The 23,241-nt window shown below is 50.0% G+C and carries 21 protein-coding genes; 4 read left to right on the forward strand and 17 right to left on the reverse strand.

Features of this window, described 5'->3' with window-relative positions:
• The 3 genes from LAJLEIBI_RS13875 (at position 1) to LAJLEIBI_RS13885 (ending at position 2,803) form a co-directional block, all read left to right on the forward strand.
• A complete protein-coding gene (locus LAJLEIBI_RS13875) occupies positions 1-939 on the forward strand; it encodes a 4Fe-4S binding protein (RefSeq protein WP_006442746.1) in 939 nt (312 codons plus the stop codon).
• Positions 940-992: 53 nt separating this feature from the next.
• Positions 993-2,243 (forward strand): TlpA disulfide reductase family protein, encoded by a 1,251-nt coding sequence (locus LAJLEIBI_RS13880; RefSeq protein ID WP_040434901.1) that lies wholly within the window; start codon positions 993-995, stop codon positions 2,241-2,243.
• Positions 2,244-2,338: 95 nt separating this feature from the next.
• Entirely contained in the window at positions 2,339-2,803 is a 465-nt protein-coding gene (locus LAJLEIBI_RS13885) for an NADH-quinone oxidoreductase subunit NuoE family protein (protein ID WP_006442749.1), read from the forward strand.
• A gap of 22 nt (positions 2,804-2,825) precedes the next feature.
• Here LAJLEIBI_RS13885 and LAJLEIBI_RS13890 read toward each other — a convergent pair whose 3' ends face one another.
• The 17 genes from LAJLEIBI_RS13890 to LAJLEIBI_RS13965 all read right to left on the reverse strand — a co-directional run bounded on the left by LAJLEIBI_RS13890 (position 2,826) and on the right by LAJLEIBI_RS13965 (position 21,015).
• Positions 2,826-3,608, reverse strand: coding sequence for a glycyl-radical enzyme activating protein (locus LAJLEIBI_RS13890; protein WP_006442750.1), 783 nt, complete (start codon positions 3,606-3,608; stop codon positions 2,826-2,828).
• Positions 3,595-5,964 (reverse strand): glycyl radical protein, encoded by a 2,370-nt coding sequence (locus tag LAJLEIBI_RS13895; protein ID WP_040434904.1) that lies wholly within the window; start codon positions 5,962-5,964, stop codon positions 3,595-3,597. Before LAJLEIBI_RS13895 ends, LAJLEIBI_RS13890 begins: the two co-directional genes overlap by 14 nt.
• A 135-nt stretch (positions 5,965-6,099) precedes the next feature.
• On the reverse strand, positions 6,100-6,792 hold the full coding sequence (locus tag LAJLEIBI_RS13900; RefSeq protein ID WP_006442752.1) for an HAD family hydrolase: 693 nt from the start codon (positions 6,790-6,792) through the stop codon (positions 6,100-6,102).
• Between the two features lie 48 nt (positions 6,793-6,840).
• Positions 6,841-7,353, reverse strand: a complete 513-nt coding sequence (locus LAJLEIBI_RS13905) for a GNAT family N-acetyltransferase (protein WP_006442753.1) — start codon at positions 7,351-7,353, stop codon at positions 6,841-6,843.
• 74 nt (positions 7,354-7,427) lie between these two features.
• On the reverse strand, positions 7,428-8,141 hold the full coding sequence (locus LAJLEIBI_RS13910; RefSeq protein WP_040435476.1) for a LytR/AlgR family response regulator transcription factor: 714 nt from the start codon (positions 8,139-8,141) through the stop codon (positions 7,428-7,430).
• An 8-nt stretch (positions 8,142-8,149) separates the two neighbouring features.
• On the reverse strand, positions 8,150-9,835 hold the full coding sequence (locus LAJLEIBI_RS13915) for a LytS/YhcK type 5TM receptor domain-containing protein (protein ID WP_040435478.1): 1,686 nt from the start codon (positions 9,833-9,835) through the stop codon (positions 8,150-8,152).
• A 173-nt stretch (positions 9,836-10,008) separates the two neighbouring features.
• A complete protein-coding gene (locus LAJLEIBI_RS13920) occupies positions 10,009-11,256 on the reverse strand; it encodes a dicarboxylate/amino acid:cation symporter (RefSeq protein WP_040435479.1) in 1,248 nt (415 codons plus the stop codon).
• A gap of 244 nt (positions 11,257-11,500) precedes the next feature.
• On the reverse strand, positions 11,501-12,130 hold the full coding sequence (locus LAJLEIBI_RS13925) for a dihydroxyacetone kinase family protein (protein WP_006442758.1): 630 nt from the start codon (positions 12,128-12,130) through the stop codon (positions 11,501-11,503).
• 12 nt (positions 12,131-12,142) lie between these two features.
• Complete coding sequence (locus tag LAJLEIBI_RS13930) at positions 12,143-13,153, reverse strand: dihydroxyacetone kinase subunit DhaK (protein ID WP_006442759.1); 1,011 nt, start codon at positions 13,151-13,153, stop codon at positions 12,143-12,145.
• A gap of 12 nt (positions 13,154-13,165) precedes the next feature.
• Positions 13,166-14,125, reverse strand: coding sequence for a phosphoglycerate dehydrogenase (locus LAJLEIBI_RS13935; protein ID WP_006442760.1), 960 nt, complete (start codon positions 14,123-14,125; stop codon positions 13,166-13,168).
• Between the two features lie 18 nt (positions 14,126-14,143).
• The gene (locus tag LAJLEIBI_RS13940) at positions 14,144-15,061 is read right to left on the reverse strand and encodes a dihydrodipicolinate synthase family protein (RefSeq protein WP_006442761.1); all 918 of its coding nucleotides are present in this window, start codon (positions 15,059-15,061) and stop codon (positions 14,144-14,146) included.
• A gap of 18 nt (positions 15,062-15,079) precedes the next feature.
• Positions 15,080-16,021, reverse strand: a complete 942-nt coding sequence (locus LAJLEIBI_RS13945; protein WP_006442762.1) for an ABC transporter permease — start codon at positions 16,019-16,021, stop codon at positions 15,080-15,082.
• Positions 16,021-16,989, reverse strand: a complete 969-nt coding sequence (locus LAJLEIBI_RS13950) for an ABC transporter permease (protein ID WP_006442763.1) — start codon at positions 16,987-16,989, stop codon at positions 16,021-16,023. Before LAJLEIBI_RS13950 ends, LAJLEIBI_RS13945 begins: the two co-directional genes overlap by 1 nt.
• An 18-nt stretch (positions 16,990-17,007) precedes the next feature.
• On the reverse strand, positions 17,008-18,501 hold the full coding sequence (locus LAJLEIBI_RS13955; RefSeq protein WP_170254067.1) for a sugar ABC transporter ATP-binding protein: 1,494 nt from the start codon (positions 18,499-18,501) through the stop codon (positions 17,008-17,010).
• Positions 18,488-18,616 (reverse strand): hypothetical protein, encoded by a 129-nt coding sequence (locus LAJLEIBI_RS18715; protein WP_264466337.1) that lies wholly within the window; start codon positions 18,614-18,616, stop codon positions 18,488-18,490. Before LAJLEIBI_RS18715 ends, LAJLEIBI_RS13955 begins: the two co-directional genes overlap by 14 nt.
• Positions 18,617-18,626: 10 nt before the next feature.
• Positions 18,627-19,766: a sugar ABC transporter substrate-binding protein gene (locus LAJLEIBI_RS13960; protein ID WP_040434906.1), complete on the reverse strand. Its 1,140-nt coding sequence runs from the start codon at positions 19,764-19,766 to the stop codon at positions 18,627-18,629.
• Between the two features lie 88 nt (positions 19,767-19,854).
• Entirely contained in the window at positions 19,855-21,015 is a 1,161-nt protein-coding gene (locus tag LAJLEIBI_RS13965) for a M24 family metallopeptidase (protein ID WP_006442767.1), read from the reverse strand.
• 303 nt (positions 21,016-21,318) lie between these two features.
• Between LAJLEIBI_RS13965 and LAJLEIBI_RS13970 the strand changes: the two genes are divergently transcribed.
• The gene (locus LAJLEIBI_RS13970; protein WP_050765494.1) at positions 21,319-23,241 is read left to right on the forward strand and encodes a PfkB family carbohydrate kinase; all 1,923 of its coding nucleotides are present in this window, start codon (positions 21,319-21,321) and stop codon (positions 23,239-23,241) included.

Genomic DNA, 23,241 nt, shown 5'->3' on the forward strand with positions numbered 1-23,241 from the left:
ATGAATAACAAAAAAAGAACAATAAACAAACAGCAAAAAAAGGGCATCCGACTCTGGGTGCAGATTATCTTTGCCGCACTGACAAACGGCTATGTGAATGGATTTATCCAGTCGAAAATTTACACCGGGCCCACAAAAGCGCTCTGCGTACCGGGGCTTAACTGCTACTCCTGCCCCGGCGCCCTGGGAGCCTGTCCCATTGGTTCCCTTCAGGCGGTCATCAGCAGCCGCAGCTACCAGTTTTCCTTTTACATCATCGGTTTTCTGATGGCTGTGGGCGCCTTATCCGGGCGGGTAGTCTGCGGCTTCCTCTGTCCTTTCGGGCTGGTTCAGGATCTGTTACATAAGATTCCCGTGCCAAAGCTAAAAAAACTGCCGGGAGAAAAATATCTGAAGTATCTCAAATATGTCATTCTTGCAGTATTTGTCCTGCTGCTGCCCATGTTCGCAGTTAACATTATCGGCCAGGGAAATCCCTGGTTCTGCAAGTGGATATGTCCATCCGGTACTTTGCTCGGAGGCATTCCTCTGACATTGGGAAATCCTGATCTGCAGGCTGCCATTGGCCGGTTGTTTGACTGGAAGGTCTTTCTGATGGTGTCCATTTTGGTATTCTCCATGTTTGCCTACCGGCCTTTCTGCAGGTTCCTCTGTCCCCTGGGAGCAGTCTATGGCGTATTTAACCCCGTTTCCCTCTACCATCTGCACTTGGACGAGGATAAATGTGTAAACTGCGGCATTTGTAAAAAGACATGCAAAATGGGCATCGATCCCCGGGAAACACCAAACAGTATCGAATGCATCCGCTGCGGCGACTGCGTCCGGGCCTGTCCCGCCGGGGCTCTTACCAAAGGCTTTGGAATCGGCAGAAAACCGGAGGCAGCCTGTTCAGACTCCTGCGCTTCCTGTTCCAAAAGCTGCGGCGGAAAATCCGTTTAAAAAAACTTTAAAAATTAACAACTAGTCGTTAAGCAAATGAAAGGAAAAAAAATATGAAAAAAATAATGACATTCATCCTGGCCCTGTGCCTTACAGTTTCCCTTGCTGCCTGCAGCAGCCCTTCTGCCTCTTCCTCATCCAGATCCACGTCCGGCGGCGGCAAAAGTCCGGCTAAGGACGTAAAAGACATAGTGAAAGAGGATTCTGTCTCCGATGAAGAACAGGAACTGATGGACCGCAGCGTCCGCTTCACAAAAGATAAGCTCCTCAGCTATGACACATGGAAGAAAGTAATGGAGCTGCCCGGCGTGGACTGCCCGAACCATATCTCAGGTTATATTGACGATGTGTCCATGGGTGACACAAAAGACCTGCGCCTGAGCGGCGAGCCTGAGCTGGATGAAAACGGTCTTTTTGTCACATATGAACTGACAGAAGGCAAGGTTCCAGCCGACGGTTCCGCAGGAGGCTGTGTGATCCCAGAAGCCCTCGCTAAAAGTATGGGGAAAAAGGTGGGCGATAAGGTTACCGTGGATACTGCTCTGGGCAGAGCGGAATATGAGATCACCGGACTGTACGGCTACAGCGAAAAAGGCAAGGTGGGGGGACTCACGGAAGAAAACTCCCCTCTTTACGAAATTTTCGTGACTCCCGAAGATATAGTAAAGCTGACCGGCACGAAAAAAGACGGCTATTTCCTTGGCGACACCGTCACTTGTGCCACGGCCAAAGAGGCAAAAGAACTGGTGAAGCAGGCATCTGCAATTTTGAAGGATCATGGCGCTAAAGCAATGCTGGCAAGCGATTCCAGCGCAGATTTGAGTTACGCGGACAGTGACGAATTATTTCAGAATGTTGCACTGGACGGAACCGATCTTAACGGCAAAGCGCTTCCGAAGGATCTGCTTGCCAAAGACGGGATCACGATGGTGAATGTCTGGGCCACCTTCTGTAATCCCTGTCTGGCAGAGATGCCTCATCTGGAAGAACTGAATAAAGAATTTGCCGCTGCGGGGAAAAATTTCAAAGTTGTGGGGATAGCAGCCGATGTCATAAACGACAAGGGTAAGGTCAGCCAGGAACAGCTGGATCTGGCAAAGGAGATCGTAAAGAAGACTGGTGTGACCTATACGAATATCATTCCCGGCGAAAAGCTTCAGTCTGACATCCTGCCAAATGTAACCGCCTTCCCTACCAGCTTTTTCCTGAATGACAAAGGTGAGGTGATCAAAACTGTTATGGGAGCCACCACTAAAGAAGACTGGGTCAACACAACCAATGAACTTTTAAAAAACCTTAAATAAAGTATAAATCTGCCGAAAAGATCAACAATTATGCCGCCGGCTCATGAAAAACCACACTGCCGGAAATACTATATGATCATATAGAAGGAGGCTTTATGTTGAAAAAGGAATGGAACGATATATTTGACTATTACAGAGAAGAGAAAACGATGACCCAGTCTGAACTGGTCATCGCCGTGCTCACGGAACTTCAGGCTATAGAAGGCTGCATTCCAAAAGAGGCCCGTGAGGCGGCAGCCGAACTGGCCGGTGTAAATCCCGGCTACGTCAGCGCTGTGATCAAAAGGCTTCCCCATCTGCATGAACAGTCTTTCCGGCATGAGATCAAAGTCTGTATTTCAGACCGGTGCAAGAACAAAGGCGGACAGGACGTGCTGAAGGAGATTCAGCGGATCCTGAAGATCCGCCCCGGGCAGGTGACACGGGACAAGCGTTTTCTCCTCACTACCGTATATTGCATGCATTACTGTACCAAAGGACCAAACATACAGATCGACGGCAGGCTGTTTCAGAATGTAACGGCGGCAGAAGTCCCATCCATATTAAAAAAATATTCCTGAGACTTCTGTACACGTCTTTCACCTATTTATATGATATACTGTCTATCCCGTACGTGCGCGCCATTTCGTACCACGCCTCTATCTCATCGTCACCCGGTGTTTTAAAAGAATCCGGGGGAGGCAAAAGGCCAAGCTCTTCATATTTTCCTGCCCCGTAAGTGTGATAAGGCAGCAGCTCCAGCCTGGCCCGCGGCGCTTCCCTCTTTATGAATTCAAAAGTGCTTTCTAGATTGCCGTCCCCGGTGTTCACTCCATGGATTACGGGTATTCTCACCACCATCGGAACGCCAAGGCCGGCCACCTTCGGCACGTTAGAGAGTATCTTCTCATTTGACACACCGGTAAACGCCCTGTGCTTCCGGTCGTCCATATGCTTGATATCGTAAAATATCAGGTCCATCTTTCCGAAAATATCTTTCACAACTTCATATTCAAACTGCCCGCACGTCTCTATGGCAAGGGAAATACCCATGTCATACAGACGATAAGAAAGCCGGCGCAGAAACTCCTGCTGCACAGTGGCCTCTCCGCCCGAGAAGGTCACTCCGCCGCCGGATATCCGGTAAAATATCATCTGCTTTTTCACCTTATCCACCACTTCCTCCACTGTCATGCAGGACGTCATGGCATTGTGAAGCGACTGTCCTTCCGGGTTTGAGCACCAGGCACAGGCGAGCGGACAGCCCGCCAGAAATATGTTCGTCCGTATCCCTTCCCCGTCATTGACGGAAAAGTTCTGTATATTCATCACGTAGCCGCCGGACATATCGACATCCCTCCACAGACCTTTTTTAAAATTCCGCATGCTCCGTCCTCGCGATGATGGCATCCTGCATCGATCTGGACAGATTGACAAACTGCGTGCTGTAACCCGCCACTCTGACAAGAAGATCTTTATACTCCTGCGGCCTTGCCTGGGCATCCCGCAGTATCTTGGAAGACAGCGTATTAAACTGTACATGAAACGCGCCGAGCGCAAAGAACGACTGGATCATCGCGCCGAGATTCGCCTGCCCCCTCTTTGTCGCCACCAGGTCATGATTGAGCCTTAAGTTAAGAAGCGTACCGCCGGAATGTATCTCCTGGTTGACCTTTGCCGCAGAGCGCATGGCCGCCAGCGGTGTGGATGTATCGCTCCCGACGTAAGGCGACACGCCTTCACTCGACGGCTCCCCGTTCTTTCTTCCGCACGGGGTGGCGCCGAGCACGCGCCCCATAGGTATATAATTGGAGATCCCCATAAATGCCGTGTTAAACGGAGAACCGAACACATCCTTATACTGGTGGATCTCCCGGTAATACCAATTGGCAATCTCAATCGCTATCTTATCGACATAATCATCGTCATTTCCATACTTCGGAACGTCCTGCGCCTTTTTCCTGAGTTCCTCATATCCTTCCCAGTCGGCAGCCAGCGCCTTGTCAAGTTCCTCCATAGTCGCCACTTTGTCTTCAAATATGAGCTTTTTTATGACAGCCAGTGAATTTGCCACAACGGCCAGGCCAATTCCCGTGATCACCGGCCCTACGTTATATTTTGCGCCGCCGTTACTCAGATCCTTTCCATTTTCCATGCACGCCTCGATACAGGAAGACAAAAACGGCCTCGGCACCATCTCCTGATGCAGCTTCTGGGCCGTCACCGTAGCGATGATGGAATGCCGGCAAAGATTCTCAAACTGCCTGAAAAATGCTTCCTTTACTTCTTCATATGAAGCGAATTCTCTGCACGGCTTTTCCGAAAGTCCCATCTTCTCCCCGGTCATCCGGCTCTTTCCTTCATTCAGCGCATATTCGAGCGCACAGCCAAAGTTCACATTCACAGCCGCTGTCCACTCTCCGGTCTTACGGTAATGCGGAACGACGCAGCCGCAGTTGTTCCAGTCCCGCGCATCATCCGGCTCATATCCGGCGTTCAGGAGCATCTGGTATCCGACACTGTCGTTGTGAATAGCCGGAAACCCTGTCCCTTTGCTCACAAGATGCGTCACCGCGCCGAGAAATTCCTGCGGACAGTCCGCGTGGATCCGGACACTCAGCCCGGGCTGATGCGTCTTTACTTCCTCCGTCGCTTTCAGGGCCATATACGTGATGTCGTTCGTGGCATCCAGCCCCTCTCTCGTCTTTCCTCCCACAGTCAGGTTCTGGAACTGATTGTATCCCGCAAAGTAATCTGCCGTGTTGGCGGATATCGTCCACACCCACTCCGAATATTTCAGCCAGAGCGCCTCGATCAGTTCCTGCGCCGTATCCTCCGTCAAAATGCCCTTTGCCTTATCTGCCTCATAGTACGGGTTCATATACTGGTCAAAGCGGCCCGGATTCAGGGAAAGGGGATTCTCAGACAGAATGCCCCCGATCTGCGTAAACCACACGAACTGTATCGCCTCATAAAAAGTCTCCGGCGGAAATTCCGGCACCCTCCGGCAGTTCGCGGCAATGCCAAGCAGTTCCTCTTTTCTTTTCTCATCTTTCTGTTCCCCGGCCATCCGTTCGGCCTCATCGGCGTATCTGTTGGCGAAGCGTATGATACCTTCGGAAGTGAGGATGACCGACTGATAGAAAGTGATCTTATCCATATCTTCCGGCACAGTCTCATCAAGTTCGGCCATCTTTTCCCGCGCTTCTCGTATGATACCTCCGAAGCCTTTGACAAAAAGTACGTCCTGATAATCCGGCGTAACCTCGCCGACCGCCTGTCTCCATTTGGAATCATTATCGATAACGCCGGTATCTACGCCGATCTTGTACGTTTCTTCCGGTACTCTTGCCAGAAAAGCTTCCTCAAGCGATTTATCCTTCCAATAGGGAAAAATCTTCTCCCGGACGAACGCTCTCTGCTCGTCAGTCATCACATACGGATCCTGCGGCCTTTTATCAAATCCGTCCATCTCCTTATCGACCCAGAGCCAGGAGAACTCCGGGGTCAGGATGCCGCATTTGCGGAACTCACCGACCGCGCCTACGATAAGTTCTCCGTCAAAGATATGTACGGTAAGCTTGTCGCACGTGTCATAGAATGCCTGGGCTCTTCTCACAGCCACATGCATGCCTTCGGTCTTCTTGTGGGACTCCGTCCACAGGTAAGCCCGCTCGTACGAGATCGCCGGTTTGGCATTGACATAATTCTGTCTGATTTTTTCTATTCTATCTGTGATCATAACGCTTCCCTCCATGGTTGTCGGATCGTTGCTTCTTTATATTTACATTATATTCTTCCTGCCGTATATAAGTCAATGAAAAGGCGGAGCCGTGAATGATCACTCCGGCTCCGCCTGCTGCCTCAAAGACTTGTTTTATTTATTGTACTGCCCACGATCAGCAGGCCATGCATTTATGAGAGGAATTATATCCGTCAGAGACTTTACCGTCAAGACTCCTTCCAGGCTGCTTTTTCCCCCGCGGTCTACGAGAACAGGCTGTATATTGGCCGCTTTCGCTCCCTCCACGTCGGAAGAAACAGAATCTCCGATATGGATCACTTCATCCGCGCTGCACCCGCTGACCTCCAGCGCTTTTTCAAACACTGCCCTGTGAGGCTTATATGCCCTCACCATATCACTGCTTATGATGCCGGCCGGATGCAGGTCTTTATCCCTCATACTTTCCTCGATATATTTGCCCGCGTTATTACTTATAATATAGATAGGAAGAGGACACTCTTTAAAAAATGCCGCCGTGTCTTCATATGCCGGGGCATACATCCAGAAGCGCTGGAACGCTGCGTGCAGCTCTTTTGGATTCTCTTTCAGGTGGATCTCTTTTTCGCATATTTTCAAAAGTTCCTCCACGATATCATCCTCTGACATATAGCTGTTTCCAAAACTCTTTTCCTCATATTCGTTCAGCAGTCTCCACCAGTAGGCCACCATGGCCTGCGGGCTTTCTATATCACTGTTTTCGTAGGTTCTCCTGATCACCTCCCGGATATCCGGCCCCTCCTCTTTGATAATGGTGCCTGTGTAATCAACAAATACTGCCTTTAACATGTTCGCTCCTTCCAACTCTTATCACCGCACAAATGACAGTGTTCATTATTAAATCATCCTCTCAAATGCGATCCGGTCATCTCCGGCCTCGCATCCTTCCGCCAGCACGATACTGCCGCACTTTACAAACCCAGCCTTCTCAAGCGCACGCTGCATCGGAATATTGCCCGGATGTGTGTCGATCCGCACCGACGAAAGCCCGGCCTCCCGGGCAAGCCTGAATCCATGCGCAAACATCTTCCCCGCCACTCCTTTTCCTTTGCACTCGTCGGAAACGCATACCCTGTGCATGGATGCATACGGCCCGTCCGTCAGCCAGCTGCCGTCGATGACCGCATAAGACGGGTCGGGATCTTTCTGAAACGCAAAGATGCCGAGGATCTCTTCACCCTCCACTGCCAGAAAAGTACATCCGATTCTTATATCATCAAGCCACACGTCCCTGGACGGATATCCTTTCTGCCACTGGTCAAGGCCCAGATCCTTAAGCTGTCTCTTCGCCATACCGGTTATCTCACACATTCTGTCTACATGTTCATAACGTGCTGTAATAAATTCCATACCATTCACCTCTTGTCTTTCATATCAATATATCTAAGCTTACGATGCGCCTGTCAGCTCACTCTCCGCCCTGCCTACCAGCCGAGCAGCTGGCGCAGCACCTTCGTCTTCTCACGCCCGACCGACAGGATATCCTCCTCAAACCCCTGCATCTTAAGTCCAAGACTGTTGTTCCCCCACGGAAATACTTCTCTTACTTTGTCCAGGTTGATGAGATAGCTCTTATGACACCGGAAAAAGCGCTCCCCCTCGAGCCGCTTCTCAAACTCTCCGATGCTTTTTCCGTCAAAGTAATCACTTTCTCCGGCATGGATGATACAGCCTCTGTTGTGCGTCTCAATGTATACGATATTGCCGATGTCCTCAAATATCGTCTTGCCGTCATTACTTATGGCAATCTTCCTAAGATTCACTTTTTCCGTTTCCCGGGGCGCAGACGGCCGGACTCTTTCCAGCACTTTTTTAAGCCGCCCTCTGTCAAAGGGCTTCAAAATATAGTCGTCCACACCAAGCTCAAATGCCTTTACCGCATATTCCGAATACGCAGTGACAAAGATGATCTTTGCGTCCTGCTGCATATTTTTCAGCGCGTTCACGAGGACCGTACCATTTATATCTCCCAGATTGATATCGAGAAAGAACAGATCAAACCGGCCCGAACCGGCAAGCTCCAGCGCCGCCGCGCCGCAGTCGCCTTCCTCTATCACCGCTTCCGGCACGAGTTCCCCGAGCTGGTGCCGAAGTTCACTTCTCGCCGGCCTTTCGTCATCAATAACCGCAATCCTTATCGCCATTCTTATCTTCCTTTCTTGAAACAAAGCTCAACACAGCTTCCGTCTCCTGAACTCGATATTTTGATCCTGCCGTCCTCACCGTATGTACTTTTCATTCTCTTATACACATTACTAAGGCCGATGCTCCTGCCGACAGTGTCTCCCTTTTCGAGCATATCCGCCACCTCTGCCGGGAACCCCTTTCCCTTGTCGCTGATACGCACTATAAATTCCTCTTCCATCTCTTTTACACTTATATTTACGATCCGCTTCCCTTCCCGGTTGATACCGTACTTCACGGCATTTTCCACTACCGGCTGCAGAATGAGGGTAGGGATCAATATGTCCATCTTCCTGGGCACATCATACGTCACGATCAGCTTGTCCTCAAATCTTCCTTTTTCCAGCTCGAGGTAATCCTTCACATGGCTGATCTCCTCTCCCATCGGCACCATGCCGGCGCTGCCGTCCAGATTATACCGGAAGTAATTGGCGAGGATCACGAGCAGCTCCCTGGCCCGCTGTGCGTCCTCCCTGCACACGCACGATATCGTATTGAGCGCATTGAAAAGAAAATGAGGATTTACCTGAAACTGCAGCGCCTTGAGCTCTGCCTGCTGCCGCATGATCTCCTGGTGTTCCAGCTCAGCCATGGCGATCTGGAAAGACCCGAGTGTTACTAGGTGCTGCAAAAGTTCAAGCTCACTTTTGCGGAACACCCACCGCTTTTTCATCCATACGATAAGACAGCCGACGGATTTGCCCTTAATGACAAACGGTGCCGCGATCATGGAATATTCTTTCATCCACTCATACCAGGAGCTGCTTCTCGGCACGTTGTACATTGTGGACAGGCTGCCAGTCTGCATTGCGTTTTTACCGACCCTTGGAATACTCGTCAGATCCCCGGGCTGAAACTCCTCCCCTTCCTGCTGCCACTCCAGAATGGCGGTCCTGTCTGTGATCATGACCCCCATCCAGTCTGTCTCACTCAATATCACGGAGGCCAGCTCATGCATGTTTTCTCCTTTGCTTATCCCGTGGCGCAAAAGGGGCAGGCACTTCTGCGTAAGCTCCGAAGCCTGCTGCAGCTGCCGGCTGCTCTCAATATCCTGCTGGATAAAGACGTTGTTAAAGCTGGATATAAATATCAGTATTCCAATGGAGTTCAGCACGATCATGGGAACCGCTATCTCCAGCACCGTATTGAGCGCATCGGCAAAAGGACTCGCAAGCCTTAGAAGGGCTATCATGTCACAGAATTCCGCAAAACAGGCGAGCAGAAACAGATCCCTGTATTTCCATTTCCCCCTCTGAAAATACGGATAAAATCCGCCTCCGAGGAGACCGAACAATACAGTGGAAAATGCCGACGCCATGGCAAACATCTGAGGTTCCGAGAAAAAATAAACATACACAGCCCCGATAAAAGATGCATACAGGCCTACGATGGGACCTCCGAGTATGCCTGAAGTCATGGCGCCGATCACCCGGGTATTCAGACTGTATGAACCGATATCAATGCCTGTATATGTCGAGAGTACGATAATGCCTCCGAACACAAGGGCCAGAAGCACCTGACTCTTAAAACTGCGGCGCTCCTGCTGAATAATATTCTGGATGATCTTCAGCTTGGACAGCAGATTCGCGACAAGTACCAGAAGCCCTATATTCAGTATGAGCTGAAAGATCAGATTGTCTGTCTGCATATGCAACGCTCTCTTTCCGGCCTGCCCGGCCCGCTTTCCGCGCCTTTTTTGGCGCTTCTTCATGTATTTCTATGATAACACAGGCCCCCGGCCTATCGCAAGGATATGCCGGGGGCCTGCAAAAGCTTTGTATGATTTTTTCTGCGTCCGTCAAATTTATTTAAAACAAATATTTAATATGTAACTTCCTTTACTCCGTTGTACACGTCTCTGTCAAGTTCGCCCAGTTTGCTCGCAACGAGCATGCCGACCATGACGTCCACATCAACGTTCATCAGTGTCCTGAACATGCCTGAGAACCAGTCGATGCCGATCAGTATGGCAATGCTCTCAAGCGGCAGTCCAAGCGAAGACGCGAGGAACGTGAATACGATCACCGAACCGCCCGGCACAACTATCGTCCCCATGCACATAAGGCAGGAGAGCAATATCGCCATACCCATCTGATAGACCGTCAGATCCACGCCTGTAGACTGTGCCATAAAGAATATGGCGACGACATAACACATGGCGGCTCCGCAGCTGTTCATGGACATTGTGATCGGGCCTGTGAAATCGGCCACCTTGCGGCTTACTCCAAACTTTGTGACCGCGTCCTCCATCTTTGTCGGAAGACAGATGGCTCCGGATGTGGTCGTGACAGCCATCATAGACATTTTCGCGAATTTCTTCGGCATTCTGGCCGGATTCACTTTACAGAGGGTGGCGGTGAGCGGACCGTAGATGAGGAACTGTACGATATCTCCGATCAAGAGCACACCGAGGAACTTGAGCATCGGGATGATGACTTTAAATCCGGTGGATCCGGCAACGTCTGCGAGCAGGCAGAAGATGCCGACAGGCGCGATGTGCATAACAGTCTTGATAATATTTGTTATGATCGCGTTCAGTCCTGTCACCCAGTCTGCCATGTTGCGGTTCCCGCTCTGGCGTGTGTAGGCCCCCATGGCCACACCGAAAAATAACGCAAAGACAATACACGGTACCATCGCGCTGTCTGCCATAGAACCGATGATATTCGTAGAGACAAAACCTAAGACCGTATCCTGGAGGGATGTGGATTCTACGGCCGCATTTGCGATATCTTCCGCATTTGCGATCTGTATGCCGACGCCCGGCTGGATCAGCATGGACAACGCGATGCCAAGGCTGGCCGAAATTATTGTAAACAGGATGATCCATTTGAATGTATGAAAGCCCATCTTCCCGACATCCTGTCCGTCTCCGCTTCCTACGGCCGCCGCCACGGCGGACATGACAAGAAGGATGACGGACATCTGGATCAGACGTATGAATATATCGCCGATAAATTTAATATTTGACGCCCACGGACCGACAACTGCACCAAATATGATACCGCCGATCGTTGCGATCAATATCTGTGTCGTGAGGGATATTGATATTTTCTTTTTCTTTTCCACTTTCATTCCTCTTTTCTCATTTTCTCATACTCTCGTCTCCCGGCCGGGCAGCTGTTTCTTATACATATATAATATAAGAATTCCGCGATCTATCAATAGCTTTCGTTTGAAATGTCGGTTTTTCTGTCTTAAATGATATTTTCTATGTTTTAAAGGAAAGCATACTCGCTTCCATTTTTTTGCACGGCAAAAACCGGCTGGAATATACCAGCCGGCCCATATGCCCGATTTGAACGCACCGTTACTATGAAGCGGTCATGCTGTCCGCAAAAGCTCTTACCATGAGCATTGCAACTGCCGCCCCTGCGTCTTCCGTCTGTCCGGATCTTTCTCTGTGCGCGGCCGCCCTTCCGTGAACTGCCGTGAGCGCGGCTGTAGCATGGAAGCCTTTCTCAGCTGCCGCGGACGCCTTCCGGGCGGCTTCCTCAAGCGGCGCGCCCTGATCCAGCTGCGATTCCAAAACCTCGCAGGCAGGATGGAACGCATCCAGAAATGTCTTATCTCCGACCTTTGCATGTCCTCTTTTGCAGACGCCTGTCTCGTATGCTTTGAAAAATATGATCCACGCCGCGTCTTTCATTTCTTCTGTGTCCCGCAGCTCTTTACCTGCTTCTATGAGACCTGACGCCATCAGAGTCCCCATCGTAGACGGCACTTTCTCAGCCATGACTTTTCCCGCAGTATAACACATTCTGCCGGCATCAGTCTCTTCCAAATCTTTTACAGCCTCATAGGCCGCCCTGAAACCATCGCTCATCGTCAGTCCCAGATCGCCGTCCCCGACAATGCTGTCCAGCCCGATCAGATATTCCCTGTTGTCTTCCATTGTATTCTTAAGCTGCCTTAAAAAATTTACCAATTCATTTTTATTCATAATCCAGATCCTCTATTTCTGTATAAAAAACGGAGTGTCAGCCGGCGCGTCAATGTATTTCTTCAATTCTTCGTCCACTTTCAGCAGGCTGACAGAAACTCCCGCCATCTCCAGAGATGTCGCATATTCCCCCACATAATAACGGTGTACCTTAAGCCCTTTCTCTTTCAGCAGCGCGTCTGCTCTGCGGACAACGATATACTGTTCGTCCAGAGGTGTCGCGCCGAGACCGTTGACCAGTACCGCGACCTCATCTCCCTCTACATAGGGGAGGTCCTCTATTATTTTCCCGAGCATCTCTTCCGTGATCTTATCCGCTGTCTCCAGCCTGCCTCTTCTTATTCCGGTCTCCCCGTGAATCCCCATTCCGATCTCCATCTCATCATCTGCTATGTGAAAACCAGGTCTTCCGACTCTCGGCACTGTGCACGGTGTGAGCGCGACTCCCATCGTCCTTACATTGTCTGCCGCCTTCTGTGCTATCCGCTTTACTTCATCGAGCGGAAGCATAGCCTCAGCCGCCGCCCCGGCACATTTATACACAAAGAAAATGCCGGCAACACCGCGTCTCGTGCTTTTTTCTCCCGGCTTTGAAGGCGCGGCTGACGCCACATCCTCTCCCGCGATCACGCTCTCCACTCTTATATCATGCTCGAAGTCAGCCATCTCAGCCGCCATATCAAAGTTGAATATATCCCCATTATAGTTGCCGTAGATATAAAGCACACCCGCGCCTGTATCGACAGCTCTTGTGACGGCGAGCATCTGGTTCGCGCCCGGCGACTGGAACACATCGCCTACCGAACATCCGTCTGCCATCCCTTCCCCCACATACCCGAGAAAAAGCGGCAGGTGGCCGGAACCTCCTCCGGTAGCGATCCCCACCTTGCCTTGTTTTCTCTTCCGTTTCACAAGGCAGTGCATATCATCTTCCACGTAGGCAAGCTTGTCAGAATGGGCGGTATAGATTCCTTCCAGCATTTCTTTTATGTAATCTTCCGGCTGATTGATTATTTTTTTCATCTCTGCTTCTCCTTATCGGTTTGTACAAAACTGCGGTTCTCTGCCTTCCAGTACATCGATCACTCCCTGTGCGGTGCACATGCTCACATTTGTGTAGGCTTCGTACGTCTCCGCCCCGGTGTGAGGCGTGCATATGACATTTCCGCACTTCAGTATCTCTGCGTCCTTCATGAGCGGCTCCGCCTCGAAGGCGTCCAGAGCCGCCCCTGCGATCCTGCCGTCTTTTAAGGCGCGGCAGAGCGCACCGGTATCTATAATGGAACCTCTGGCACAGTTGATGAGATACGCCCCTTTTTTCATCATACGAAACGCAGCGTCATCGAACAGATGGTGTGTCTCCCCGGTGGCCGGAATATGAATGCTTACCAGATCTGACTTTGTCATTACTTCTTTCTGAGACACCATTGTTACATTGCACCTGGAGGCCAGCTCGGCATCCGGATACAGATCACTGGCGATCACTTCCGCACCGAAGTTCATCAGCTTTTCCGCCACCAGACGGGCGATCGCTCCAAACCCGAGCAGCCCTATTGTTTTCCCCTTTATCTCGTATCCGACACGGCGCACCCACTCACCGTTTTCCATTTTCTTATGCAGCGGTATGAGCCCGCGCAGGACTCCGATCATCAGTCCTACCGTCAGTTCTGCTACCGCGTTGGAATTCTGGCCCGGCGCATTGATCACTTTGATTCCGTATTCCCTGGCCTTTATTTTGTCTATATTATCTGTCCCGACGCCAAACTTCGCTATCACCTTTAACTTGGGGGCGATCTTATATATTTCCTCGGTCCAGTCGTCCAGTCCGATGATCGCCCCGTCCACATCGCCTATCACTTGTGCGATCTGTTCATATGTATAATAGGGCATATCACTTTTGTTGATGATCAGTTCGTGCCCGCTTTCTTCCAGCAGCTGCTTTGCCCCTTTGCACAATTCTTCATAATGTGACGCCGTAATCAATATTTTACCCATCCCTGCTCTTCCTTTCTCCTAAGCCGTTGTGTCGATCTCGACCCCTGCCTCACGGCTGATCTTCTTAAGCTCTTTTCTCAGCCTTTCGATCTCTGCTTCTTCAATATCGAGCTGAGGCTTTCTCATGACTCCCGCGCTGATTCCCCGCATCTTCAGGCCTTCTTTAAAATAAGACATATTGCTCCCGCATTTGAGGGCATCACAATATTTTACACATATTTTCTGGAGCTTTTTCGCCGTCTCAAGATCTCCTTCACAGAACGCTTTATACACCCGGACAAACGGTTCCGGAAAGACGCCTGCGATGCCGGATACCGTTCCGTCGCATCCCAATGCCAGCATACTTGTAAACGCCCTGTCACATCCGTGGAGCACTGAGAAACTGCCGTCTTTCAGATTCAGGTAATCGACGGTACGGTTGATATCCGCAAAGCTATACTTGATGCCTATTATATTTTCACAGCGTGCTGTGATTTTCTCTGCCGTCTCTCTCGATATATCATTTGCGGAACACTGTGGTATATTGTACAGGTAGATCGGAAAGGAATCGCTGACACTTTGCGCCGCTGTCACATAGTATTCCTCAAGCTCTCTGTCTGTCGCCCCGAAAAACGCCGGTGTCACGATCCCTGCACCGTCGGCTCCCGCCTTCTCGGCATGTCCGAGAAGCCGTATCGTATCCTGCTCGTTCATGGCGCCGCAGTGTATAAAAACAGTGACTCTCCCCGCGGCTGTCTGTATGATCGTCTCAGCGATCTTTTCTCTTTCTTCAAGGCTTAACCGGAACATTTCGCCTGTAGTCCCACATGGATAAAGACAGTTGACCCCTTTGTCAATAAGCATGCCGGTAAGCTGCCTCACTCCGTCGTAATCCACCTCCCCGCTTTCTTTAAACGGGGTCACCATTGCTGCTGTTACACCATATAATTTCTTCATTTCTTTATCCTGCCTTCCTTACTTTCTTAATCCTTTTCTCACAGACATGAGAACCGATGCCAATACGACGATGCCATATGCCATTTTCTGTACGCCAAAGGGCAGATTCAAAGCTGCCAGAATCCCCAGAATGATCGTGATGGTAAACGCGCCGGCCACTGTCCCGAGATAATTCCCGTTTCCTCCCATCAAAGATGTACCTCCGATGGCAACCGCCGCAATGGACTGAAACTGAAAATTGTCTCCGATCCCAAGATACGACTGCCCTACTTTTCCTGCCAGCAGCATGCCGGCAATTCCCGCGGTCAGGCCGCTGACCGCATATGCCGTCAATGTCACCCTCCGCACGTTGATTCCTGAATAAGCCGCCACAGTGGCATTATTTCCTACCGCAAACAATTCCCTGCCGTATTTCATTTTAAAAAGCAGCACTGTCACAACTGCAGCGAGTACCGCCCATATTATGATCAAGTACGGTATCCCCAGAAAGCTGCTCTGCCCCATCTTTTTGATAAATGCCGGTGCGGCTCCGCCCGGAGCGCCCTGTGTCACCGCCACCAGACCTCCCTGCAGGACCGTGTTCATTCCAAGAGTCATGACGATCGGAGGCATATTCAGATAAGCGATACAGATTCCATTTACAAGGCCGAAGCATGTAGTCAGAACCAAAATAAACGGAACCGCCCATGCCAGACTTTCATCCAGCCCTTTTGTCACATTTGTTATCATGATAGCAGCGATGCCGACCATCCATGCGACGGAAAGATCAATTCCCCCGGTTATGATGACAAAGGTCTGTCCTATAGCCACAACGCCGATTATCGCGGCTTCGGAACAGAGCACCCGGATATGATCGATACTTGCAAATCCCGGCTTGTAGACTGAAATTGCAGCGAATAAAACAAGTGCGGTCAGATAGCTTATGATCAATGTCTGATGTCTTTGTACCTTTAATTTCATTATGCAAGCATCTCCTTTCTGTCCTTCACGATTTCTGACACTGTAGATATGAGCACCGCAATGATCAGAAGAAGTCCCTGGAATAATGTGGACCAGTAAGAAGATACCCCTGCAAATACAAGGATGTCCGCGATCATCTTCAATACAAGCGCGCCAAATATGGTTCCGATCACCCCGCCTTTTCCTCCCGTCAGCAGCGTACCGCCAATAACTGAAGCCGCGATCGCCTGGTTAAAAAACGACTCACCCGCGGTAGGTGACCCCGACGTGACTACCGCGGTCCTGTATACGCCCGCAAGAGCCGCAAATACACCGGAAGCCGCATAGGCAAATAATTTCACCCGGAATACATTGATCCCGTTCAGTGATGCCGCTTTATCATTGCTTCCCACCGCATAGACATAAATGCCAAGCCTTGTCTTTTTAAAGTAAAACCACGCCGCTGCGAGGAGAAGTATAAAGAGAACTGCGACCGAGACCTTCCCCCCTATTTTGGTCACCATGGCGTCGGCAAAGCTTGCCGGCGGCTTACCTCCGTCCTTGGGCAGTACGAGATAGGCGATGCCCCCGCAGATAAACCACGTAGAGAACGTTACGATGAAAGGCTGTACTTGAAACTTCTGGATCACGAACCCGTTGAAGAGGCCGACGGACAGTCCTATGAGTATACACAGGATACTGACCGTTATGATCGATACGCCGGAGTCCAGCATATAAATAGCCGAAAAGCTGTTTGTCAGGCTTATCACCCCCGCTATCGACAGATCGATCCCGCCGATCAGCAGCACCATCGTCTCCCCGACAGCCGCGAGGATCAATGTCATGGATGCCTCTGCCTTCAGGCTGATCCAGTCTACGCTCATTGCCTCTGTCTGTAATATACAGGTCAGCGCCGCCAGAAAGAAAAACAGAAGTACGGATACCAATGCAGGGTTTTTCTTATATTTCTTATGTTTGATTACGCTCATTTCCTCTACCTCCGCCCTCTAGTTTGCTTTCTCGCCGACGGATACCCGCAGAATATTCTCTCTGGAGATCAATTCCCGGTCTATCCTTCCTGCAATTTTGCCCTGGTTCATTACTACTATGCTGTTGCATACATTTACGAGTTCTTCCATATCTGTAGAATAAAAAAGTATCCCTTTCCCTTCTCTTGCGTACTGCTTGATCACGTTGAACATCTCTTTTTTCGTTCCCACGTCCACACCTCTCGTGATATCGAACATGAGCAGTATATCCGGCTTTGTTGCCAGCTGCTTGCCGAGCACGACTTTCTGCTGGTTTCCTCCGCTTAAGGTACCTGCAAGCGTCTCCGGGCTTTCTGCTTTTATGGCAAATGTTTTCATCATCTCATCCACGATTTCTTTTTCTTTCCGTTCCGAGATAAAGATTCCTTTTACAACGCGGTCAAGCGCCGCCATTACGATATTCTCGCGTATGCTCTGAGCCAGAACAAGGCCCTGCAGGCCGCGGTCCTCGGGTATGAGCGCGATCCCTTCCCGGATACATGCCTTCGGATTTTTTAAGTGCACCTCTCTCCCTTTTATGCTGATCGCGCCTGTTGTTTTTATGAGACCGAACAGGGCCATAAATAATTCTGCCTGTCCCTGTCCCGCAAGTCCGCCGACTCCCAGGATCTCCCCTGCCCTGACATCCAGGTCGATCTCTTTGAGCTTATGCCCGCTCGATACATTTTTCATGGACACAAGAATCTCATCTTTTGTAAAGCATTCCTTCTTCGGATAGTAACCGCCGATCTCCCGCCCGAGCATCAATGTGACCAGCTGGTCTGAATCTGCTTTCTCCATGGGCAGATCGGCCACGTCTGTACCTGAACGGTACACGATCACTTTTGTGCACAATGATTTTATTTCATCCAGACGGTGGGATATAAATATAATTATTTTACCTTCCTCCGCCAGCTTCCGGATGATGTTCATAAGCCAGGCTGCCTGTCCGTCCGACAACGCGGAAGTAGCCTCGTCAAAAATAATGATCTTCCCGTCCTTTGATAATGCTTTCAATATTTCAAGCATCTGCCGCTTGGGAAGCGGCAGTGTGCTGACCTTCGCCCACGGATCTATCACATCCGCCTCATATCTATGAAATAACTCGATTGTTTTCTTCTCCAGTTCCTGATATGACACTCTTTTTGACGCTGAAGTTTCATATACTCCTAAAAAGAGATTCTCTGCCACCGTCAGGTCGGGAATGAGGCTGAGTTCCTGGTATACAGCGCATATTCCCTGTTTTATGGCACTTTTCGTGCCGTGTATCTCCAGTCGTTTTCCCTCAAAATATATCTCTCCGCTGTCTGCTTTATGTTCCCCGCACAGCACCTTTATCAATGTACTTTTTCCTGCCCCGTTTTCTCCGAGAAGTGCTACGATCTCACCTTTATCCGCCTCAAATCCAGCGTTGTCCAGCGCTTTCACACCCGGAAAAGACTTGGTGATATTTCTCATCTCAAAATCTGCCATATTGTTCTCCTCTTTCCCCGGTACCGGCCGTAATGGCATGCACGGCTATGACCGGCGCTGCCTTATATTCTGACACAAACGGTGCAAAGGTACTCTGCCTCTGCACCATCTGCATGATCTATCTGTTATTTACCCAACACGACATCCATCGGTATCTCTACTCCGAAGTTCCCCGGAACTACCGGCCACTGCAGATTATCCGGCTGGTCGCTGAAGCAGTTGACGCCGTCCTCTGCCACTTCTATCGCCACGTCTGAGAATTCACCCATATCAAATTCATTAGATGTAGCAACATAGGCCGGGTCGATGGAGATGTTCTTGTCGATCTCCTCTCCGTCCAGGATCCTGATCGCATAATTCAGAGCGATCGCGCTGATCCCCGGTATGTATACGTGGATGATCCCCTGGCTGTCATTTTCAAGGCATGTGAGCAGATTACCATTGTATCCGCCTCCGCAGGACGCCGGTATCTTATCAATACCCGCCTTTTTAAATGCGTTTGTCACAGAAGTCATATATCCCTGCGTGACAACGACATCAATGTCTGAGTTGGCAGCTATGACGCTTGACAATGCCGCCTCTCCGTCCGCCTCCGCGTAATTGCTGATAAAGTCAGATACGATCTTCATGTCCGGGTAACTGTCAAATATCTCTTTTGCCGCATTATATTCCTGCTCAGACACGGCCGCCCCCGGCAGGCCCTGATCTAACACAACATTGCCCTTTCCTCCGACAGCTTCGGCAAGCCATTTTGCCATAACCTTATATGCCTTTACCGCATCGATGGTAATGTGGTAGGCCGACTCCTCTGAGGCCGGCTGGTCAAACAGGATCACTTCGATCCCGGCGTCTGTGGCACGTTTTAATGCCTGATTGAGCGCTGTCTCAGAAGCAGGATCAACGAGAATGGCATCATACCCTTCTTTCACGAGCGCGTCGATGGACGCTGCCTGATCTTCCGGTGAGTTCTCACAGTTAACGATCTTAAGTTCACATCTGCTCTTGTACGGCTCCTGCTCTGCCGTATACTCAACGATCCGTTCCATCTGCTGGCGCCAGTCGTTGCCCATGTAGGAGTTGCTCAGCGCGATCTTATATTTCTTTCCTTCTTTTTTTACGAGGCTCGTCATATCCTCACTTGTGTCCACCTTGGCCGCCTCTTCTTTTCCACTGTCCGACGAGGTCTCCTGATTGCTCTGGCATCCCATCAGCATAGTACCGACCAACGCTGCGCAAAGCAAAATGCTTACTAATTTTTTCTTCATTCTTTTTCTCCCTTTCTTTTTTCTTATTCCTGCCATATATCATGACAGTTTGTGTATCATTGAAAGCTTGCGCTTATCAATTGCTGTTTTACATGCCCCATCTGAAATGGTTTAGTTCTCTCGCCCCGTCCTTTGTGACATGAAGCATCCGTTCCAGCCTGACCCCTGTCTTCCCGGAAGGGCCTGTGTAAAGCTGGGGCTCTATGCACACAACCATATTTTCTTCCAGGACCGCGTTATCGTGATACGTAAACCTTGGTTTTTCATTCACGCTGGCTCCTATCTGATGCCCCTGATAGCTGCACATGCGAAATCCGTTCTTCTTATAGGCTTCTTCCATTTTCAAATTGACTTCTCTGAAGGTTACGCCCGGGTAAACCGCCTCTCTGCCAATGTCATATACGTCTTTCACCGCTGAAAAGTAACGCCTCTGTTCTTCATCCGGTTCCTCCCAGAAGACGACCGCGTTGGAACAGTCGGCCCAGTATCCTTCTACTCTCGGACTGATATCCATGATGGCAATATCCCCCCGCTCTACTTTTCTGTCTGAGGGGCCGAGCGGATAATCACTGAGACCCGCCCGCGGTCCGCTCACGAGTTCCCCCACAAAAGGAGTAAGGCTTTTGTTTTCCCCGGACACCGCTTTCTGAACCTCAAACCAGATATCCAGCTCCGTATAATCTCCCTCCTTTCTTGAGATCTCATACAGCCGTTCCTGAGCCGCGTCTGCGACCCGGGCCGCTCTCTCAAGCAGCGCTATCTCCTCGGGAGTCTTTATGTACCTTGCGCGTTCCATGGAACCGCTGATGTTGACAAATGCTGCATCCGGATAAGCTTCCCTCAGTATCTCAAGGACAACTTGCGGACAATGTTCCTCCTCTACCCCGACCGTAATGCGCCCGGCAGTTCCGATACACCGGCGCACTGCATCAAGAAGAGCTTTTTTGAAATTTTGCGCCGGATCATGACGCTCTATATGCGAAAACGAAGGATAACAGATAACTTGTTTCTTTCCAGCCCTTTCCAGTCTGCTTTTGTAAAAATCAGATATTACATTCCAGAGAACGCCGGACTCTGCGCCAATACAGGCTGCCGCCATCGGAAGACCTCTGCACATATCTCCCATAAAGGCCGGCCAGTATGGCACTTCATAATCTCCCGCATAGGTGACGTTTGACGGGGAAATCAATACGGCCAGATCTGCCCCAGCCTTTTTTAGTTCATCAGTTACTTTTTTCATTCTGTCCATCTTTTCGTTTCCTCCGTTACGAAATATGTTTACTAAACAACTTGTAAGCACATTATATACCTACATTACAATTTGTGCAATATAGTTGTTTTACCAAATATGTCATATGTTTTTTGTGCATATCTACTATATATTTTCATTTTATCTTCTTTACAAATCCGTGTCAGCAGGAATAATCTGCCATTTTCCGTATATAAATAAAGCGTTCCGAAACTATTTACGAAACGCGTTTATCTTTGTTGACTTTTTTATTTTGCAATGAGATACTTAGTAAAAGACATTAAGTTATGGAGGTGTGATGAAATGAATATAAGGGATATTGCAGCCGCCGCAAACGTATCTGTCTCAACTGTTTCCAAGGTACTGAACCAGAAAGACCGTGATATAAGCGAAGCGACCCGCGAGAGGGTGCTCGCCGTTATCAAAGAATATAATTATACCCCTTATTCCAATATAAGAGAGACACAGGCCGGGAAGAGCTTTACTGTAGCGCTTGTCATTCACCCTTCGCTCATAAAAAGAAAGCTCATCACGACGCTGGAACAGCATCTGGCCGTCAGCGGATACAGTTTACTGCTCTGCACGCTGGATACCTCGGACTTTTCCATGGCCCGGCAGCTGAATGTGCTTCGCTCAAAGCGCGTTGAGGGCATCATTTTCCACGCCATTGACGAGCGTTATATCGAAGCCTTTAACAAGGGGAACAGTTCCGGCATCCCTACTGTCTTTTTAAACCAGGAACCGGTCACCAACAAGATAAGCATACGCTGCGACTATTCCTCCATAGCGTATGCCGCGGTTAAGCTTCTTATAAACCACGGACATTCCCGCATCGGCTGCGTGCTTGACTCCGCTTCTGACAACAGCGGCGCGGCAAAAGACGGCTATCTGCGCGCCTTATTTGAAAATTCGCTGCCGCGCGACGACACTTTGGTCATTTCCTGCAAATCCGACGCACACAATACACATGCCACATATGAGCAGTTATTTGAACAGGATATCACTGCGCTGTTCTGCCAGAACGCCGTGCTCGCCGCCAGCGCCTATACCTTTTTACACGAGATGAATATTTCCATACCTGACGAGGTCTCCATCGTGTGCGGCGAGACGAATGAACTGGCCCAAATACTGTATCCGCCCGTCACCTCTGTGGAACTGCCTTATGACACACTCGGACGTCTGGCAACGAGAACTATTTTGGACCTGATCGAAACTCACGCGGAGCTGCCCAGATCACTTACCGTGGAGCCTGTCATCCACAAGGGGGACAGCCTCGCCCTCCCGGGTGCAAGCCGTACGAAAATAGCGGTCATAGGAAATATGAATATGGATACTATCATAAGTACGGACAAGATCCCGTCCCCCGGCGAGCTTATTATCTCAAATAATATATTCAGCACCCCCGGAGGAAAAGGGATCAATCAGGCGATCGGCGCCGGGAAACTGGGGGGGTTTGTGTATGCCATAGGAAGGCTCGGTGATGATTCAGAAGGACACATCATCTCTGATACGCTGTCTTCTTACAACATCAAGACCGAAGGTATCTATATTGACAATTCCACCTCCACCGGAAAAGCTTTTATCACCGTGCCGGACGGCAGCAACAGCTGTGTCATTTCTTATCCTGGCGCCAACGCTTTTTTTGATGTAGAGCAGCTCAACAAATGTACGCACCTTCTCACCAACACAGACTATTGCCTCATTTCCACCGAATTGTCCCCAGAGGTCGTCGCCTATGCCATCAAGCGCTGTAAGAAGCTTAATGTGAAAATATTCCTCAAACCGGCTACCACGAGCAAGATAGAACGGACGCTGCTGAGTAAAATAGATTATCTTGTGCCGAACGAAACCGAACTGGAGCAGCTCGTCCCCGGTCCTGAGACAATTCCGGAAAAGGCAGAAGAACTATTTAAGCTCTGTAAAAATACGATCATCGTAACTATGGGAGCTAAAGGCTGTTATTTAAAAAGCTCCGAATACAGTCATTTCTTCCCTGCCGCGCCTTTCTCACCCGTAGATACGACCGGAGCCGCCAACTGCTTCATCAGCGCTCTGGCCGTTTCTCTCGGAGAGGGGAACGATCTTCCATACAGCATCTGCTTTGCGGCTTACGCCGCCGGTCTGAGCGTCACACAGCAGGGAACACAGCTGTCATTCCCAAGCAGGGCACAGCTCGATATTTATCAGGATGACATACACGCCATGTATGTGGAGAGCGGACTTTAA

Origin of the sequence: [Clostridium] hylemonae DSM 15053 (genome assembly GCF_008281175.1) — a bacterium.
Taxonomy (GTDB): domain Bacteria; phylum Bacillota; class Clostridia; order Lachnospirales; family Lachnospiraceae; genus Extibacter; species Extibacter hylemonae.

Coding starts and splice junctions, on each gene's coding strand:
- LAJLEIBI_RS13965 (WP_006442767.1), bottom strand. CDS start 21,015: ATGGACAGAATGAAAAAAGTAACTGATGAACTAAAAAAGGCTGGGGCA.
- LAJLEIBI_RS13890 (WP_006442750.1), bottom strand. CDS start 3,608: ATGCGGAATTTTAAAAAAGGTCTGTGGAGGGATGTCGATATGTCCGGC.
- LAJLEIBI_RS13945 (WP_006442762.1), bottom strand. CDS start 16,021: ATGAAATTAAAGGTACAAAGACATCAGACATTGATCATAAGCTATCTG.
- LAJLEIBI_RS13915 (WP_040435478.1), bottom strand. CDS start 9,835: ATGCAGACAGACAATCTGATCTTTCAGCTCATACTGAATATAGGGCTT.
- LAJLEIBI_RS13875 (WP_006442746.1), top strand. CDS start 1: ATGAATAACAAAAAAAGAACAATAAACAAACAGCAAAAAAAGGGCATC.
- LAJLEIBI_RS13955 (WP_170254067.1), bottom strand. CDS start 18,501: ATGGCAGATTTTGAGATGAGAAATATCACCAAGTCTTTTCCGGGTGTG.
- LAJLEIBI_RS13885 (WP_006442749.1), top strand. CDS start 2,339: ATGTTGAAAAAGGAATGGAACGATATATTTGACTATTACAGAGAAGAG.
- LAJLEIBI_RS13970 (WP_050765494.1), top strand. CDS start 21,319: ATGAATATAAGGGATATTGCAGCCGCCGCAAACGTATCTGTCTCAACT.
- LAJLEIBI_RS13900 (WP_006442752.1), bottom strand. CDS start 6,792: ATGTTAAAGGCAGTATTTGTTGATTACACAGGCACCATTATCAAAGAG.
- LAJLEIBI_RS13930 (WP_006442759.1), bottom strand. CDS start 13,153: ATGAAAAAAATAATCAATCAGCCGGAAGATTACATAAAAGAAATGCTG.
- LAJLEIBI_RS13940 (WP_006442761.1), bottom strand. CDS start 15,061: ATGAAGAAATTATATGGTGTAACAGCAGCAATGGTGACCCCGTTTAAA.
- LAJLEIBI_RS13895 (WP_040434904.1), bottom strand. CDS start 5,964: ATGATCACAGATAGAATAGAAAAAATCAGACAGAATTATGTCAATGCC.
- LAJLEIBI_RS13880 (WP_040434901.1), top strand. CDS start 993: ATGAAAAAAATAATGACATTCATCCTGGCCCTGTGCCTTACAGTTTCC.
- LAJLEIBI_RS13950 (WP_006442763.1), bottom strand. CDS start 16,989: ATGAGCGTAATCAAACATAAGAAATATAAGAAAAACCCTGCATTGGTA.
- LAJLEIBI_RS13925 (WP_006442758.1), bottom strand. CDS start 12,130: ATGAATAAAAATGAATTGGTAAATTTTTTAAGGCAGCTTAAGAATACA.
- LAJLEIBI_RS18715 (WP_264466337.1), bottom strand. CDS start 18,616: ATGCAGATGGTGCAGAGGCAGAGTACCTTTGCACCGTTTGTGTCAGAA.
- LAJLEIBI_RS13905 (WP_006442753.1), bottom strand. CDS start 7,353: ATGGAATTTATTACAGCACGTTATGAACATGTAGACAGAATGTGTGAG.
- LAJLEIBI_RS13935 (WP_006442760.1), bottom strand. CDS start 14,125: ATGGGTAAAATATTGATTACGGCGTCACATTATGAAGAATTGTGCAAA.
- LAJLEIBI_RS13960 (WP_040434906.1), bottom strand. CDS start 19,766: ATGAAGAAAAAATTAGTAAGCATTTTGCTTTGCGCAGCGTTGGTCGGT.